This window comes from Zooshikella harenae (assembly GCF_018837975.1).
Taxonomy (GTDB): Bacteria; Pseudomonadota; Gammaproteobacteria; order Pseudomonadales; family Zooshikellaceae; genus Zooshikella; species Zooshikella harenae.
In genome coordinates, this window is the sequence record NZ_JAGSOY010000089.1 from 1 (window position 1) to 16,322 (window position 16,322).

Annotated in this window: 16 protein-coding genes; all 16 read left to right on the forward strand. The window is 43.5% G+C overall.

Annotated features, from left to right (window positions below):
- Nucleotides 1-314 precede the first annotated feature (314 nt).
- Nucleotides 315-2,204, forward strand: coding sequence for a tRNA uridine-5-carboxymethylaminomethyl(34) synthesis enzyme MnmG (gene mnmG / locus KCG35_RS21135; RefSeq protein ID WP_215821852.1), 1,890 nt, complete (start codon nt 315-317; stop codon nt 2,202-2,204).
- A 140-nt stretch (nt 2,205-2,344) separates the two neighbouring features.
- Nucleotides 2,345-2,989: a 16S rRNA (guanine(527)-N(7))-methyltransferase RsmG gene (gene rsmG, locus KCG35_RS21140; RefSeq protein ID WP_230409308.1), complete on the forward strand. Its 645-nt coding sequence runs from the start codon at nt 2,345-2,347 to the stop codon at nt 2,987-2,989.
- A gap of 26 nt (nt 2,990-3,015) precedes the next feature.
- Nucleotides 3,016-3,804: a ParA family protein gene (locus KCG35_RS21145; RefSeq protein ID WP_215821853.1), complete on the forward strand. Its 789-nt coding sequence runs from the start codon at nt 3,016-3,018 to the stop codon at nt 3,802-3,804.
- Between the two features lie 35 nt (nt 3,805-3,839).
- Nucleotides 3,840-4,712 (forward strand): ParB/RepB/Spo0J family partition protein, encoded by an 873-nt coding sequence (locus tag KCG35_RS21150; RefSeq protein WP_215821854.1) that lies wholly within the window; start codon nt 3,840-3,842, stop codon nt 4,710-4,712.
- A gap of 255 nt (nt 4,713-4,967) precedes the next feature.
- Entirely contained in the window at nt 4,968-5,342 is a 375-nt protein-coding gene (locus KCG35_RS21155) for a F0F1 ATP synthase subunit I (protein ID WP_215821855.1), read from the forward strand.
- A gap of 27 nt (nt 5,343-5,369) precedes the next feature.
- The gene (gene atpB, locus KCG35_RS21160; protein WP_215821856.1) at nt 5,370-6,248 is read left to right on the forward strand and encodes a F0F1 ATP synthase subunit A; all 879 of its coding nucleotides are present in this window, start codon (nt 5,370-5,372) and stop codon (nt 6,246-6,248) included.
- Nucleotides 6,249-6,309: 61 nt separating this feature from the next.
- Nucleotides 6,310-6,564, forward strand: coding sequence for a F0F1 ATP synthase subunit C (gene atpE, locus KCG35_RS21165; protein WP_215821857.1), 255 nt, complete (start codon nt 6,310-6,312; stop codon nt 6,562-6,564).
- A 78-nt stretch (nt 6,565-6,642) separates the two neighbouring features.
- Nucleotides 6,643-7,113, forward strand: a complete 471-nt coding sequence (locus tag KCG35_RS21170; RefSeq protein ID WP_215821858.1) for a F0F1 ATP synthase subunit B — start codon at nt 6,643-6,645, stop codon at nt 7,111-7,113.
- 14 nt (nt 7,114-7,127) lie between these two features.
- Nucleotides 7,128-7,661: a F0F1 ATP synthase subunit delta gene (locus KCG35_RS21175; protein WP_215821859.1), complete on the forward strand. Its 534-nt coding sequence runs from the start codon at nt 7,128-7,130 to the stop codon at nt 7,659-7,661.
- Between the two features lie 16 nt (nt 7,662-7,677).
- A complete protein-coding gene (gene atpA, locus KCG35_RS21180) occupies nt 7,678-9,222 on the forward strand; it encodes a F0F1 ATP synthase subunit alpha (RefSeq protein WP_215821860.1) in 1,545 nt (514 codons plus the stop codon).
- Between the two features lie 89 nt (nt 9,223-9,311).
- Nucleotides 9,312-10,172: a F0F1 ATP synthase subunit gamma gene (gene atpG / locus KCG35_RS21185; protein ID WP_215821861.1), complete on the forward strand. Its 861-nt coding sequence runs from the start codon at nt 9,312-9,314 to the stop codon at nt 10,170-10,172.
- Nucleotides 10,173-10,214: 42 nt separating this feature from the next.
- A complete protein-coding gene (gene atpD, locus KCG35_RS21190; protein ID WP_215821862.1) occupies nt 10,215-11,591 on the forward strand; it encodes a F0F1 ATP synthase subunit beta in 1,377 nt (458 codons plus the stop codon).
- A gap of 62 nt (nt 11,592-11,653) precedes the next feature.
- Nucleotides 11,654-12,073 (forward strand): F0F1 ATP synthase subunit epsilon, encoded by a 420-nt coding sequence (locus tag KCG35_RS21195; protein ID WP_215821863.1) that lies wholly within the window; start codon nt 11,654-11,656, stop codon nt 12,071-12,073.
- A 219-nt stretch (nt 12,074-12,292) separates the two neighbouring features.
- Complete coding sequence (gene glmU / locus KCG35_RS21200) at nt 12,293-13,666, forward strand: bifunctional UDP-N-acetylglucosamine diphosphorylase/glucosamine-1-phosphate N-acetyltransferase GlmU (protein ID WP_215821864.1); 1,374 nt, start codon at nt 12,293-12,295, stop codon at nt 13,664-13,666.
- A gap of 70 nt (nt 13,667-13,736) precedes the next feature.
- Nucleotides 13,737-15,569, forward strand: coding sequence for a glutamine--fructose-6-phosphate transaminase (isomerizing) (glmS, locus tag KCG35_RS21205; protein ID WP_215821865.1), 1,833 nt, complete (start codon nt 13,737-13,739; stop codon nt 15,567-15,569).
- 238 nt (nt 15,570-15,807) lie between these two features.
- Nucleotides 15,808-16,322, forward strand: a 515-nt coding sequence (locus KCG35_RS21210; RefSeq protein ID WP_215821866.1) for a hypothetical protein, incomplete at its 3' end; no start/stop codon positions are given.

Sequence of the window (16,322 nt, forward strand, 5' to 3'; positions counted from 1 at the left end):
CAACGCAGGGTAATGTGAGTTTGCGCTTACCTTGCTTACACGCTAAATCAAAGTGTAACCAGCAAAAACTAATTAAGTCTTTTTAACTTATAGCAAAATCATTAAAGAGATAACGATAAAAGGCACTCTCCTCACTAAATATCTAGTTATTTTTCTGCTGTTTCCTTTTATAATTAGCGGATTTTGCAGCAAGCACTGGTTTGGCCTTATTGGTGTGTAAAGTATTGGCATAATACTTTGAAGGTAGCAAAGGGTCCATGTGCTATATAGTTCTTGCTAGCAGTTAATGTTGCTAAAGATCGAGGTTAGAGATTGTGGATTTTCCGACACGCTATGATGTGATTGTAGTGGGTGGTGGTCATGCAGGTACTGAAGCTGCATTGGCTGCGGCACGCATGGGCGTTAAAACATTACTGTTAACACACAATATTGAGACTTTGGGACAAATGTCCTGTAATCCCGCAATTGGGGGCATCGGGAAAAGTCACCTAGTAAAAGAGGTGGATGCTCTGGGCGGAGCAATGGCTCAAGCAACAGATCGGGCAGGGATTCAATTTCGTATTCTTAACTCTCGAAAAGGGCCTGCAGTTCGGGCAACACGCGCACAAGCAGATCGGATACTCTATAAAGCTGCAATTAGACATATGCTGGAAAACCAGCCCAACCTTGATATTTTCCAACAAGCTGTTGATGACCTGATTGTTCATCAGGAAAAGGTGGAAGGTGTTATTACCCAGATGGGGCTGAAATTTTATGCACCTAGCGTGGTTATAACTGCGGGTACCTTTTTAGGTGGCGTTATTCACATTGGCCTGGACAATCATTCTGGTGGTAGAGCGGGTGATCAACCTTCCATTGCACTGGCTAAACGTTTAAGAGCGTTGCCCTTTTGTGTTGAGCGTTTAAAAACAGGGACGCCTCCTCGTATCGATGCACGCTCAGTAGATTTTTCTGTTATGACACCACAGCCTGGTGATACGCCTTTGCCTGTTATGTCATTCTTGGGAGATGTTACTGAACACCCTCAGCAGGTTAACTGTTTTATTGCTCATACTAATGAACAAACCCATGAGATTATCCGAAGTGGGTTGGATCGTTCCCCTATGTACACAGGTGTTATTGAGGGAGTAGGGCCACGTTATTGTCCTTCAATTGAAGACAAAATTATGCGTTTTGCGGATAAGTCATCTCACCAGGTGTTTGTTGAACCTGAAGGACTGACTACTCATGAGCTTTACCCGAATGGTATTTCTACGAGCTTACCGTTTGATGTGCAGCTAGCATTAGTCAGGTCGATTAAAGGCTTTGAAAATGCACATATCATCCGCCCTGGTTACGCTATAGAGTATGACTTTTTTGATCCAAGAGATTTGCATCATTCTTTGGAAACCAAATTTATCCAAGGATTGTTCTTTGCTGGGCAGATTAACGGCACCACCGGCTATGAAGAAGCGGCTGCTCAAGGGCTGTTAGCGGGTTTGAATGCTGCGCGTAGAGCACAGGAAAAAGAAGCATGGTGTCCACGTCGGGATGAAGCTTATATTGGGGTGCTTGTGGATGACCTAATCACTCATGGAACCCGTGAGCCATATCGAATGTTTACGAGTCGTGCAGAGTATCGACTGATTTTACGAGAAGATAATGCGGATTTACGGTTAACAGAAAAGGGCCGTGAACTGGGGCTTGTGGATGATCACCGTTGGGAGGTGTTTTCTGCAAAGCAAGAAGCTATTGCGAAAGAGCAGGAACGGCTAAAGACTTCGTGGATTCAACCAGGTTCTGTTGTAGCTGAACAACTTAATAAAATCATTACCAGCCCAATTACGCATGAGTACAATTTGCTTGAGCTATTGCGTCGGCCAGAAGTGAGATATGAGCAAGTTGCTGGTCTTGTGGGTGAGCCTGCATCCGATGACTGTCAGGTTGCTGAGCAGGTTGAAATTCAAGTTAAGTATGAAGGCTATATCGCTCGCCAGGAAAATGAGATAATTAAACTGCGTCGTCATGAAGAGACTCGTTTACCTGCAGACCTGGATTATGACAATATTTCTGGTCTATCGAATGAAATAAAGCAAAAACTGATTACCCATAAACCTGAAACGCTTGGGCAGGCATCTCGTATATCGGGCGTTACCCCTGCAGCAGTCTCTTTGCTGATTGTTCATCTTAAGAAGCGCTCATTGCTGAACGAGAAGTCAGCTTAATCATTACATCTAGCCTTCATTTGACTTTTACGAGAGGTTAAGGCTGTTATCAATATTTTGGTAACAGTCTTGGTTTTACTTTTAACCTTCTCAGTTTTAAGTTTGCTGTATTATGTAAAACCCATTTAATGATAAGTAATATGAGTATGGTGGAATCACAACGTTTACTCCTGGTCAACGGTATAAAACAGATGGGCTTGACGCTGACGACGGATCAAATTGATGCGTTGATGACGTACTTGGGGTTACTCGTCAAATGGAATCAGGCTTACAATCTCACCGCAATTAGAGACCCCAATACCATGGTTAAGCGGCACTTGTTGGATAGCCTAAGTGTTACACCGTATATTGATAAAGGTCACATTCTCGATGTGGGAACTGGACCTGGTTTACCTGGTATACCTCTAGCGCTTTTTTTTCCTGAAAAGCAGTTCACATTACTGGATAGCAATGGTAAAAAAACCCGTTTTTTAACCCAGGCAAAAATTCAGTTAGAATTGGGTAACGTTACGGTTGTGCAGTCTAGAGCAGAAGAGTTTGAGGTAGAGCAGCCATTTGACATAATTGTGTCACGGGCTTTTGCCTCACTATGTGATATGTTACAAAATACACATCACTTATGTGCCGATGAGGGTTATTTTTTAGCAATGAAAGGACTCTACCCTGAGGCAGAAATAGCGCAACTCGACTCAAAAATGACAGAGCAAATTGAAGCTTATCAATTATCTGTCCCAGGGTGTGATGCACAGCGTCACCTCATTAAAATTAGCAACAAACCAGTTTAATTTAAGTCAGCTGAGGGACATCCAAGGTGGCGAAAATACTTGCAGTGACCAACCAAAAAGGTGGGGTGGGTAAGACAACCACTTGCGTCAATCTGGCTGCATCTTTAGTAGCCACCAAACGTCGTGTACTTCTAGTTGATCTTGACCCCCAGGGAAATGCAACCATGGGGAGTGGGGTTAATAAGCAAACACTATCAGCGTCTGTTTATGATGTGTTAACAGGGCAAAAAGAAGTGGTAGATGCCTTGGTAAAAAGCGAATCTGGCGGATTTGACTTATTACCTGCGAATGGTGATTTGACTGCTGCTGAAGTACAACTGTTGGAGCTACCTAATAAGGAGAAGCGACTCAGTTATGCACTGGCAAAGGCAGCATCTCAATACGATTACATCATTGTTGACTGCCCCCCATCATTGAATATGTTAACCGTCAACGCCCTCGCCGCAGCTAATGGTGTTATTATCCCTATGCAATGTGAGTATTATGCGTTGGAGGGGTTAACAGCTTTACTTGATACAATTCAACGAATTAGTCGTGTTTTAAATGCCAACTTAAAAATAGAAGGCTTGTTACGTACTATGTATGACCCACGTACAAGTTTGGCAAATGAAGTATCATCACAGTTGGTCAATCATTTTGGTGATAAAGTTTATCGCACGGTAATACCTCGTAATATTCGCTTGGCGGAAGCGCCTAGTTTTGGTATGCCCGCCTTGGCGTATGATAAAGCATCTCGTGGGGCGGTTGCTTATCTTGCCTTGGCTGGAGAAATGCTTCGACGCCAGGAAACACCGCTTAAACAAGAGTCTGCATAAGTATTCTAACCCTTGGACAAAGTTGATTATTTCCTATGGCAGCTAAAAAGCGTGGTTTGGGCCGAGGCCTAGATGCTCTGCTGGGAGGTTCATCTTATAACGAGCCTGATCATAATAGCGAGCAACAAGAAAAAGAGCTTATGCATCTCCCTGTTGAGTTTATTCAGCGGGGGCGTTACCAGCCTCGGCGGGATATGCACCCTGATGCCTTAGAGGAACTGGCAAGTTCTATTAAAGCACAGGGGGTGATGCAACCCATTGTTGTAAGGCCAGTTGGTACTGATCAATATGAGATTATTGCTGGGGAGCGACGCTGGCGTGCAAGTCAGTTAGCGGGTTTAGATACCATCCCTGCTGTGATTCGTGACGTGCCAGATGAAGCGGCTATCGCGATGGCGCTGATTGAGAATATTCAGCGTGAAGACCTAAACCCTATTGAAGAAGCCATTGCTTTACAACGTCTGCAGCAAGAGTTTGGGCTTACCCAACAGCAGGTTGCTGATGCCGTTGGCAAGTCAAGAGTAGCCATCACTAACTTGCTTCGTTTGATGACACTAAGTGATGACATCAAAACGATGCTGGAGCATGGTGACCTGGATATGGGACATGCTAAAGCACTTTTAGGCTTACCCAAATCTACTCAAATAGAAACAGCAAAAAGTGTCGTAGCAAAAGGACTATCTGTCAGACAAACTGAGTCTTTAGTACGGCATATTCAGGCAGACAAAAAAGTAAAAGACAATAAAAGTACGCCTATTGATCCTGATATTAAAAAGTTGGAAGATGATCTAGGTGAGAAGTTGGGTGCACCTGTTGTCATCCAACATACAGCTAAAGGAAAAGGAAAGCTAATCATCAAGTACAACAGTCTTGATGAATTGGATGGTGTATTAGATCATATTAAATAAGATAGCTTTTTCAGCAAGTTATCTGCGAAGTTTTGTGTATTTGACTAATGAGCCTGGTTCATTAAGCTGCATGAGTGTTGAACACTCGAGCCATTCCCAATATACTTCAAGCCCCAAAAATTAACTGAAAATGTTTTGAGGTCTCGAGGGGGCCTTTTATAAGCTCGAGGGGGCCTTGTTGGACAGTTGTAGGCGAGTAGCACACGTCAGTTGGTTGGTGGTGTTGTTTATTGTAGTAGCTAAGGCTTTTGCTACATGATTGCACCCCACTTAAAAAAGCCGCCCATATACCGTGTAATAATTATACAACTCTTAATTACGGTATTGGCCGCATTGGTTTTATGGCTGCATAGTACAGTTGTAGCCTATTCAGCGTTGCTGGGTGGGTTAGCTTCTTTGTTGCCTAATGCCTATTTGGTTAGCAATGCGTTTGCATACTCAGGTGCTCGTGCTGCACAAAAAATAGCCAGATCGTTTTACAAAGGTGAAGCTGGAAAACTTATTTTGACCGCAATGATTTTTGCGTTGGTTTTTATTTTCGTAAAACCGCTTAATGTCTTCGCCTTGTTTGGGATCTTTATTGTTGTTCAGATGGTGAACTGGTTTACTGCCTGGATAATAAAGTTTTAGCTTATTGGATTACTGCGAGAGCATACCATGGCGACTGAAAACCAAACATCTGCTGAATATATTCAGCACCATTTACAGAATTTAACATTTGGCCAGCTGCCAGAGGGGTTTGAGCGGGTTGACCATCATGGCAAGGTGGTTGAGACGTTAACCGACTCTGCATGGACGATTGCGCATAATGCTGCAGAAGCCAAAGCAATGGGCTTTTGGGCATTTCATTTAGACACGCTTGGTTGGTCGATTTTTCTGGGGGTAATATTTTTATACCTATTCAGAAAGGCAGCAATATATGCAACAAGTGGCGTACCAGGTGCTTTGCAAAACTTTGTCGAGTTGATGGTGGAGTTTGTAGACACCAACGTTAAAGACACCTTCCACGGTCGAAATGCGCTAATTGCTCCCCTTGCGCTGACTATTTTTGTCTGGGTCTTTTTAATGAATCTTATGGACCTGGTTCCTGTCGATTGGTTGCCTCTTATTGCGACAAATATTGGCATTCCATATATGAAGGTAGTACCCACCACGGATCCGAATGCCACAATAGCGATGGCGCTGGCTGTGTTTGGCTTAATTATTTACTACAGCATTAAGGTTAAAGGTGTAGGTGGTTTTGTTAGCGAGTTAACATTGCATCCTTTCAATCACTGGTCTCTGATACCTTTTAATTTCTTACTAGAGTTTGTTGGGTTGCTGGCGAAGCCTGTCTCATTAGCCTTACGTCTCTTTGGTAACCTTTATGCTGGTGAGCTTATTTTTATTCTAATTGCGTTAATTCCTGTTTGGTGGGCGCAATGGTTCCTTTCAGTACCTTGGGCAATTTTCCATATTTTGATCATTGTACTGCAGGCGTTTATTTTCATGATGCTTACTATTGTGTACTTAAGTATGGCTCATGAAGACCATTAATCTATCGGTTTTTGTCATCACTTTTCTTTAACTAAAGACGACGACTGTCGGGAGGAAATAAATGGAAACTGTAGTTGGTTTAACAGCGATCGCAGTAGCTCTTTTAATTGGTATGGGTGCTTTAGGTACTGCGATTGGTTTTGGTTTGTTGGGTGGTAAATTCCTTGAAGGTGCTGCTCGTCAACCTGAAATGGTACCAATGCTACAAATTAAAATGTTCATCGTAGCGGGTCTATTGGACGCGGTTACTATGATCGGTGTGGGTATTGCGCTGTTCTTCACTTTCGCTAACCCCTTCATTAGCTTGGTTAACTAGGTCATTTATGCAAATAACGGCTAGTGCCAGTCGTTTGTGCATTAGTTGTCCTATAAAAATACAGCGAGAGGTGTTGGCATGAATCTCAATGCGACCCTTATAGGACAGTCACTGGCCTTCGCGATTTTCGTTATTTTCTGTATGAAGTATGTATGGCCTCCTGTCATGCAAGCACTGAAACAGAGACAAAAGAAAATTGCTGATGGTTTAGAGGCTGCGGATCGCGCGAAGCGTGATTTAGAGCTAGCTCAAGATAAAGCTGGCAAGCAATTACGTGAAGCAAAACAACAAGCTGCTGATATTATCGAGCAAGCTAATAAACGTTCATCTCAGATTATTGAAGAAGCTAAAGAGCAAGCAAAAACTGAAGGTGAGCGGATAAAAGTTGCAGCTCAGGCAGAAATCGAGCAAGAAGTTAATCGTGCACGTGAAGCACTTCGTGCTCAGGTAGCAACTTTAGCGATTGCCGGGGCAGAAAAAATTCTTGGTGTAGCGGTTGACGAGAAAGCGCAAAGCAAACTCGTAGACCAGCTTGCCGCTGAGCTATAACAGGGGTTAGCCAAATGGAACTGACCACCTTAGCTCGACCCTATGCAAAAGCAGCGTTTGAGTTTGCAGTGGCTAAAAAAAGCCTGTCAAAATGGTCAGCAATGTTAAACCTGGGTGCTGCAATTTCTGTGCAGCCAAAGGTACAACAGTTGTTGTCCTCTCCTGATGTAAATGGAGAGACCCGGGCAGCCGTTTTTTTAGATGTGTGTGGTGATGAAATTGACAGCCACGGAGCAAACTTCATCCACGCTCTAGCAAGCAATAAACGTTTAACCTTGCTGCCATACATCGCTGGCCTGTTTGAGCAGTTAAAGGCTGAAGAAGAGAAGAAAGTTGATGTACAAGTAACTTCAGCTTTTGAACTGACAGCTGAACAGCAGGATAAACTGGCAAAATCACTCAGCTCGCGTTTCGGTCGTGAAATTAATGTTGAGAATAAGGTTGATAAGAGCCTGTTAGGTGGTCTTATCATCAAAGCTGGCGATCTGGTAATTGATGGCAGTATCCGTGCCAAGCTTGATCAATTGGCCGACGCGATGAGATCCTGAGTTAAAGGGGCATAGCATGCAGCAACTGAATCCATCTGAAATCAGCGATATTATCAAGCAGCGAATAGAGAAGCTTGATATCGCAACTGAAGCCCGTAATGAGGGCACGATCGTCAGCGTATCTGATGGTATTGTTCGTATCCATGGACTGGCTGACGTAATGTACGGAGAAATGATTGAGTTTTCCGGCGGCATATTCGGTATGGCGCTGAATCTGGAACGTGACTCAGTCGGTGCCGTTGTTCTAGGTGATTACAAGGGTTTGGCTGAAGGCCAAACAGCAAAATGTACTGGTCGTATTCTGGAAGTACCTGTAGGTGAAAAGCTTTTAGGTCGTGTCGTTGATGCGTTAGGTAACCCTATTGATGGCAAGGGACCTATTGATGCTGAACTGACTGCACCTGTTGAAAAAGTAGCGCCTGGGGTAATTGCACGTAAGTCAGTTGATCAACCTGTGCAAACAGGTTTGAAGGCGATTGACTCAATGATTCCAATCGGTCGTGGTCAGCGGGAGTTGATTATCGGTGACCGTCAGGTTGGTAAATCTGCAGTAGCAATTGATACCATTATCAACCAGAAAGGTACTGGTATTAAATGTATCTACGTTGCGATTGGTCAGAAACAATCTTCTATTGCTAACGTTGTTCGTAAGCTTGAAGAGCATGGTGCAATGGAACATACCATTGTGGTTGCAGCAGGTGCTGCAGATCCTGCACCCATGCAGTTCCTGGCTCCCTTTGCTGGCTGTTCAATGGGTGAGTATTTCCGCGACCGTGGTCAAGATGCATTAATCATCTATGATGATTTGACCAAGCAAGCATGGGCTTACCGCCAAATTTCCTTGTTGTTGCGTCGTCCACCTGGTCGAGAAGCTTATCCTGGGGACGTGTTCTATCTGCACTCTCGTCTGTTAGAACGTGCTGCTCGTGTAAATGCTGACTATGTAGAAGCGTTTACCAATGGTGAAGTTAAAGGCAAAACGGGCTCTCTGACAGCACTGCCAATCATTGAGACTCAGGCAGGTGATGTTTCTGCGTTCGTACCGACTAACGTAATTTCGATTACGGATGGCCAGATTTTCTTGGAAACAAACTTGTTTAACTCAGGCATACGTCCTGCGATTAACCCAGGTATTTCGGTATCTCGGGTAGGTGGTGCCGCACAGACGAAAATCATGAAAAAACTGTCAGGTGGTATCCGTACTGCTTTGGCTCAGTATCGTGAATTGGCCGCTTTCTCACAGTTTGCTTCTGATTTGGATGAATCAACACGTAAGCAGTTAGAGCATGGCCAGCGTGTAACCGAATTGATGAAACAGAAGCAGTACTCGCCGCTGAGTGTGGCTGAAATGTCCGTCAGTATCTACGCAGCAGACAAAGGATACCTAGAAGACGTCGAGCTTAAGAAAGTCGTTGATTTTGAAGCTGCATTAATTTCATTCCTGAACAGTGAATATACTGAACTGATGAATAAGATTAATGAATCAGGTAGCTACAACGACGAAATTGAAGCAGGTATCAAGCAAGGTATTGAGAAGTTTAAAGCAACTCAAACCTGGTAAGTAAGGTATCAGTCAGGGACCTAAGTCATTGACTGATCCGCTGCTGCATTACTGGCATCAGTAATGTTTTCAACCTGAAAGGGTGCTACATGGCAGTCGGAAAAGAAATTCGCACGCAGATTGCGAGCATCAAAAACACACAAAAAATCACCAGTGCTATGCAATTGGTGGCGGCGAGTAAAATGCGTAAGGCACAGGATCGTATGCAACACAGCCGTCCTTATGCTGAGCGCATTCGTGAGGTAGTTGGTCATATTGCCAACTCAACTCCTGAATATCGCCACACCTACATGACTGAAAGAGAAGTCAAGCGGGTTGGTTTTGTAGTCGTGTCGTCTGATCGTGGTCTGTGCGGCGGCTTGAACATTAACCTGTTCAAGAAAACCATTACTGAAATGAAACAGTGGGCTGACAAAGGTGCAGAGATAGATCTTTGCCTCGTTGGTAGCAAAGCTGGTGCCTTTTTCCGCCATTATGGCGGTAATGCGGTAGCAGCTATCAATGGTTTGGGTGATGAGCCTTCCATTGCTGATTTGATTGGTGGCGTTAAGATAATGCTTGATGCCTATGAAGAAGGTCGAATTGATCGCCTGTACCTGGTGTTTAACCGCTTTGTTAACACCATGACTCAGGAGCCTAACAGTGAGCAGTTGCTCCCCTTACAAGCCAGTGATGACAAGACTTTAAAACATCATTGGGACTACTTATATGAGCCAGATGCCAAACAGTTACTTGATGGCTTACTGGTTCGTTATGTTGAGTCTCAGGTTTATCAGGCTGTTGTTGAGAATAATGCCTGTGAACAGGCTGCCCGAATGGTTGCAATGAAGAGCGCAACTGATAATGCGGGTAACCTGATTGATGAGCTACAGCTGGTTTATAACAAGGCCCGTCAATCAGCAATCACTCAGGAAATTTCAGAAATCGTTGGCGGCGCTGCCGCTGTTTAATGGTTTGAACAGGTTCAGGTTATTGAATATGAGGAACCATCGATGAGTAGCGGACGTATCGTACAAATTATCGGTGCCGTGGTCGACGTAGAGTTTCCCCGCGATTCTGTACCCAAGGTTTATGACGCTCTGGTAGTTGAGAGCAAAGACTTAACTTTGGAAGTACAGCAACAGCTGGGTGATGGCGTGGTGCGGTCAATCGCCATGGGTTCAACAGAAGGTGTGAGCCGTGGCTTGGATGTTAAAAATACCAACGAGCCAATTAAAGTACCTGTGGGTAAAGAAACCCTAGGTCGTATTATGGACGTGTTGGGTAATCCTATTGATGAGAAAGGGCCTATTGGTGAGGAGGAGCGTTACTCTATCCACCGTGAAGCGCCTTCTTTCGATGAGCAAGCGGCTGCCAATGAGCTGCTTGAAACAGGTATTAAAGTAATCGACTTGGTTTGTCCTTTTGCGAAAGGGGGTAAAGTAGGTCTGTTCGGTGGTGCGGGTGTTGGTAAGACCGTCAACATGATGGAGCTTATTCGTAACATCGCCATTGAGCACAGTGGTTATTCCGTATTTGCCGGTGTAGGTGAGCGGACTCGTGAAGGTAATGACTTCTACCACGAGATGCAGGAATCAAACGTACTGGACAAAGTATCTCTGGTATATGGTCAGATGAATGAACCACCTGGAAACCGTTTGCGTGTGGCACTGACCGGTTTGACCATGGCAGAGAAGTTCCGTGATGAGGGACGTGATGTACTGTTGTTTGTTGACAACATCTATCGTTACACCTTGGCGGGGACTGAGGTATCTGCACTGTTAGGTCGTATGCCGTCAGCAGTAGGTTATCAGCCAACATTGGCTGAAGAAATGGGGGTTCTTCAGGAGCGGATTACTTCAACGAAGACAGGCTCGATTACATCGATTCAAGCCGTTTACGTTCCTGCTGATGACTTGACTGACCCATCACCAGCAACAACCTTCTCGCACTTGGATGCAACTGTTGTATTGTCTCGTGATATTGCAGCAAAAGGTATTTACCCAGCAGTAGATCCGTTGGATTCAACGTCACGTCAGCTTGATCCATTGGTTATTGGTCAAGAGCACTATGACGTTGCTCGGGGTGTTCAGTCTGTTCTCCAGCGCTATAAAGAGCTGAAAGATATCATTGCCATTCTTGGTATGGATGAGCTTTCAGAAGAAGATAAGACAGTTGTTACCCGTGCACGTAAAATTGAACGTTTCTTGTCACAGCCATTCTTCGTTGCTGAAGTCTTTACTGGTTCATCAGGTAAATATGTACCACTTAAAGAAACTATTAGTAGTTTCAAAGGCATTCTGGAAGGTGAATACGATGATTTGCCAGAACAGGCCTTCTATATGGTGGGAAGTATTGACGAGGCTATTGAAAAGGCCAAGAAACTTTAATGAGCCTTCAGCCGGTAGCAAGTTTACAGGTACCGGCTTAGGCCGCAGCGAGGCATACCGCGATGGCAATTACAGTACATTGTGACATCGTCAGCGCAGAGCAGGAGATATACTCAGGCTTGGTTGAGATGGTTATTGCAACAGGTATCTTGGGTGACCTGGGTATTGCCCCTGGCCATGCTCCCCTGTTGACTGACCTTAAGCCTGGTCCCGTTCGTGTCGTGAAACAGGGTGGCAAAGAAGAAATATTTTATGTTTCTGGTGGTTTCCTTGAGGTTCAACCGAACTCAATCACTGTGCTTGCTGATACTGCACTACGCGCCAGTGATGTTGATGAGGCGGCTGCTGTTCGTGCAAAACAAGAAGCAGAGCAAGCACTGGCTAATCAAAGTGGTGAGTTTGATTACTCTCGTGCAGCTAGCCAGTTAGCAGAAGCAGCTGCAAAACTTCGTACTTTGCAACATATTCGGCAAAAGCGCTGATAAGGCACGAGCCGATTTGAAAAAGGGTAGCTATGCTACCCTTTTTTTTTGATTGAACTCTCGCTATAGACGCTTTTTTAATTTTTACGATGGTGTAGGATTTGCAAAGCATCCACTGCCATCTTAATAGTTCGTTTTAATTGTACGGTTTTTCAAAAAGTTGGGGTTATTGCTAATCCCTATCTGTAAAAATTACCAACAAGTACCTCACGACTAATCATGAATGTTGATATTGTCATCTTGGCTGCAGGCCAAGGCACACGAATGAAATCTAAACTGCCAAAAGTTATTCATTCTTTGGCGGGTAAACCCATGTTAGAGCATGTCATGTTGGCAGCTCAACACGCCATGCAGCAGCAGGATCAACGACAGTTGCATATTGTCGTTGGCCATGGAGGAGATACTGTAAAACATCGGCTCAATCATTATGCCGTGAACTGGATAACTCAAGCGCAACAATTAGGTACGGGTCATGCTGTTGCTCAAGCAGTTTCCCACATCGATGAGTCAGATGTTGTGCTTATTTTGTATGGTGATGTGCCATTAATACAGACTAAGACTCTGCATGACTTGTTAATTGCTGCAAAGCAGAGTGGTTTTGCTTTGTTAACAGTAGCGTTAGCTGATGCCACGGGTTATGGGCGAATTGTACGTGATGCTAATCAGAACATTACTGCAATAGTTGAACATAAAGATGCAGCCCCTGAACAGCTCGCTATCAAAGAAATTAATACAGGCATCATGGCTGTAAAAACAGAAAAGCTAAAACAGTGGCTGCCTAAACTAAGTAATGACAATGCTCAAGGGGAGTACTATTTAACGGACATCGTTGCCATGGCTGTTGCTGATGGAATGACGGTTAATGGTGTTCATCCAAGCTGCGAGCAAGAAGTTCAAGGTGTTAACAACCGTGTGCAGTTAGCAGAGCTAGAGCGCTGGTTTCAGTATGAGCAGGCTAAACAGTTAATGCTTGCAGGAGCAACGGTTGCTGATCCAAACCGTTTGGATGTTCGGGGTGATGTTAGCGTTGGGCAAGATGTATTTATTGATGTCAATGTTGTTTTTGAAGGTGCAGTGACAATTGGTGATAACGTTGTTATAGGTCCTAACTGTGTTATTGCTGATAGTGTCATTGCGGATAATGCGGTTATTAAAGCAAATTCAATTTTGGAGTCTGCAGAAGTGGGTTCTGCAGCTGAGGTTGGACCTTTTGCTCGATTACGTCCCGCCACAGTTTTAGCAAAAAAAGCTAAAGTGGGTAATTTTGTTGAGACGAAAAAAGTAAATGTGGGTGTAGGGAGTAAAATAAACCACTTGACGTATGTGGGTGATGCAGACATTGGCTCTGGTGTAAACATAGGAGCAGGTACCATTACCTGTAACTATGATGGCGTTAATAAGCACAAAACAGTCATAGAGGATAATGTATTTATAGGCTCCAATAGTTCGTTGGTTGCTCCTGTAACCATTGCTCAGGGGGCCACTGTTGGTGCAGGTTCAACTATTACTCGAGCCGTTTCAGCTGAACAGCTTGCGGTATCTCGTGGAAAACAAACGAATATTGATGGTTGGCAACGACCAAAAAAGAAATAGCAAGATAATGCAGCACGTAGATAAAACGTGTTACCTGTAAAGCTGGTTTTTAAGAATAAGGAACGTGGTTATGTGTGGAATTGTGGGGGCTGTAGCTCAACGGGATGTTGCCGAGATATTATTGGAAGGACTTCGTCGTCTGGAGTATCGGGGTTATGACTCGGCTGGCATGGCTATTGTTAATCAAGCTGGTGAGCTGAATAGGCTGCGTCGTCTAGGCAAAGTTGCTGAGTTGTCTGATGCACTAAAGCTTGAGCCCTTACAAGGTGGTACTGGAATCGCTCATACTCGTTGGGCAACTCATGGAGAACCCAGTGAACGTAATGCCCACCCACATGTTTCTAATGGTGATATAGCTGTAGTCCACAATGGTATTATTGAAAATCACGAACGGCTTCGGGAAAAACTAAAAAAACAGGGCTATGAATTTATCTCGGAAACAGATACCGAAGTTATTGTTCACCTTATTCATGCTGAAATACAAAATACAAAGAGCTTATTAGAAGCAGTACAACGGGCCGTTGAGCAACTGGAAGGTGCGTATGGAATGGTTGCGATGGATCGTCGTGACCCTAGCCGACTGATTGGTGCTCGTTCTGGTAGTCCGTTAGTGATAGGCGTTGGTATTGGAGAACGTTTCTTTGCTTCAGATCAGCTGGCTTTATTGCCAGTAACACGACGTTTTATTTACCTTGAAGAAGGTGATGTTGCTGAAATAACACGTGACAGCATTGATATTTATGATCAATCTGGCAAGCCAGTTAAGCGTGAAGAATCTGAAAGTACAGTAACTCATGATGCAAGTGACAAAGGCAAGTTCCGTCACTATATGTTGAAGGAAATTTATGAGCAACCTGATGCCATTATTAATACGCTTGAAGGTCGGCTTACTGATAAACAAGTGATTGAAGCAAGCTTTGGTCATGAAGCGCATGATATTTTCAGCAAAGTTGAGTCAGTCCAGATTATTGCCTGTGGCACAAGTTATCATGCTGGACTTGTTGCCCGTTACTGGTTCGAGAGTATTGCGGGGGTGCAATGTAATGTTGAGATTGCTTCTGAGTTCCGCTATCGCAAATCGGTCGTCCCCAAAAACTGTTTATTTGTAACAATTTCTCAGTCAGGAGAAACCGCAGATACCTTAGCTGCATTGCGCTTGGCAAAAGAGCAGGGATTCATGGCATCACTGGCTATTTGTAATGTTCCTGGTTCATCACTTGTACGTGAGTCTGATCTGTCGTTTATGACCCGAGCTGGTGCTGAAATAGGTGTTGCATCAACAAAAGCGTTCACGACTCAGCTTGTATCTTTCTTAATGCTGGTTGCTGCGATTGGCCGTTATCGTGACATGTCTGCTGAAACGGAAACCGAAATCGTTAAAGCACTTAAAGAACTACCTACTCATCTTAACCATGTTTTGCAGTTAGCTGATGATATTGAAGGCTTGGCTGAAGATTTTTCAGAAAAGCACCATAGCTTATTTTTAGGACGTGGAGACCAGTATCCCATTGCAATGGAAGGTGCATTAAAGTTAAAGGAAATTTCCTATATTCACGCTGAAGCATATGCAGCAGGTGAATTAAAACATGGACCTCTTGCCTTGATAGATACTGATATGCCTGTCGTTGTTGTTGCTCCGAACAATGATTTATTGGAAAAACTCAAGTCAAATATGGAAGAAGTTCGTGCACGGGGTGGGCAACTCTATGTGTTTGCAGACCAGGCCACACAACTTAAAGGGGGGGAGGGTGTAAAAGTCATGTACGTTGAACATGTTCATGAAGTTGTTGCACCGATTATTTTCACTGTACCTCTTCAGTTATTGTCTTACTACGTTGCAATTATTAAAGGTACCGATGTTGACCAGCCGCGTAATTTAGCGAAGTCAGTAACGGTTGAGTAAGCTTCCTCTCTTACCATGGCTTTGCTAAAATATCTTTATTAGTAAAGTCATGGGAAAGTTAAAAAATATTTTCTTCGTGATCTATTTATATATTTTTCTTAAGCAAATTTTCTAGACTAATACTTTTAAGCCAACGACTAAAAGTATTTACCCACCTAAAAGTAATTAGACTACAAACAAATATTTTTATATAAAAGCTGAATTATATTAATTTCAGTCTTCCACAGAGTTTAATAAGATGTCTGGACGTAATCAATACGAATCTTCAAATTTATCACTTTTGGATGCTTTAAACCTATTAACTGTTGATGACTTAAAAAGCCTCTTGAGTTTATTGTCTGTTAAAAATAAACCTGTTAGAAAGGGGGAATTGGTCACACTAATAAAGCAGTGTTTACAAGGTATACAATTAAAAGAGCTTTGGAACCAGCTAGATGATTTGCAACAGAAAGCAATAAGTGAAACGCTTTATACATATGGTGTATTTAAACCCAGTCAATTTGAAGCCAAATATAGAAACCTGCCTGACTTTGACGATGAGAAAGATGGAGTTAACTGGGTATTTAGTCGTAACAAGCCAACCTTACTTCGTTTATTTATGTTTTCTAATAGCCGTTATGATAACGATACCACTGTAATTCCAGTAGAACTTCAACAAGAACTACGCCAATTTGTACCAAAACCTACTGCAACTATCCTCAAATCTCAAAAAAAGCTGATGGAAACATACAGCTACGAGGAAAGGGGTAGGAT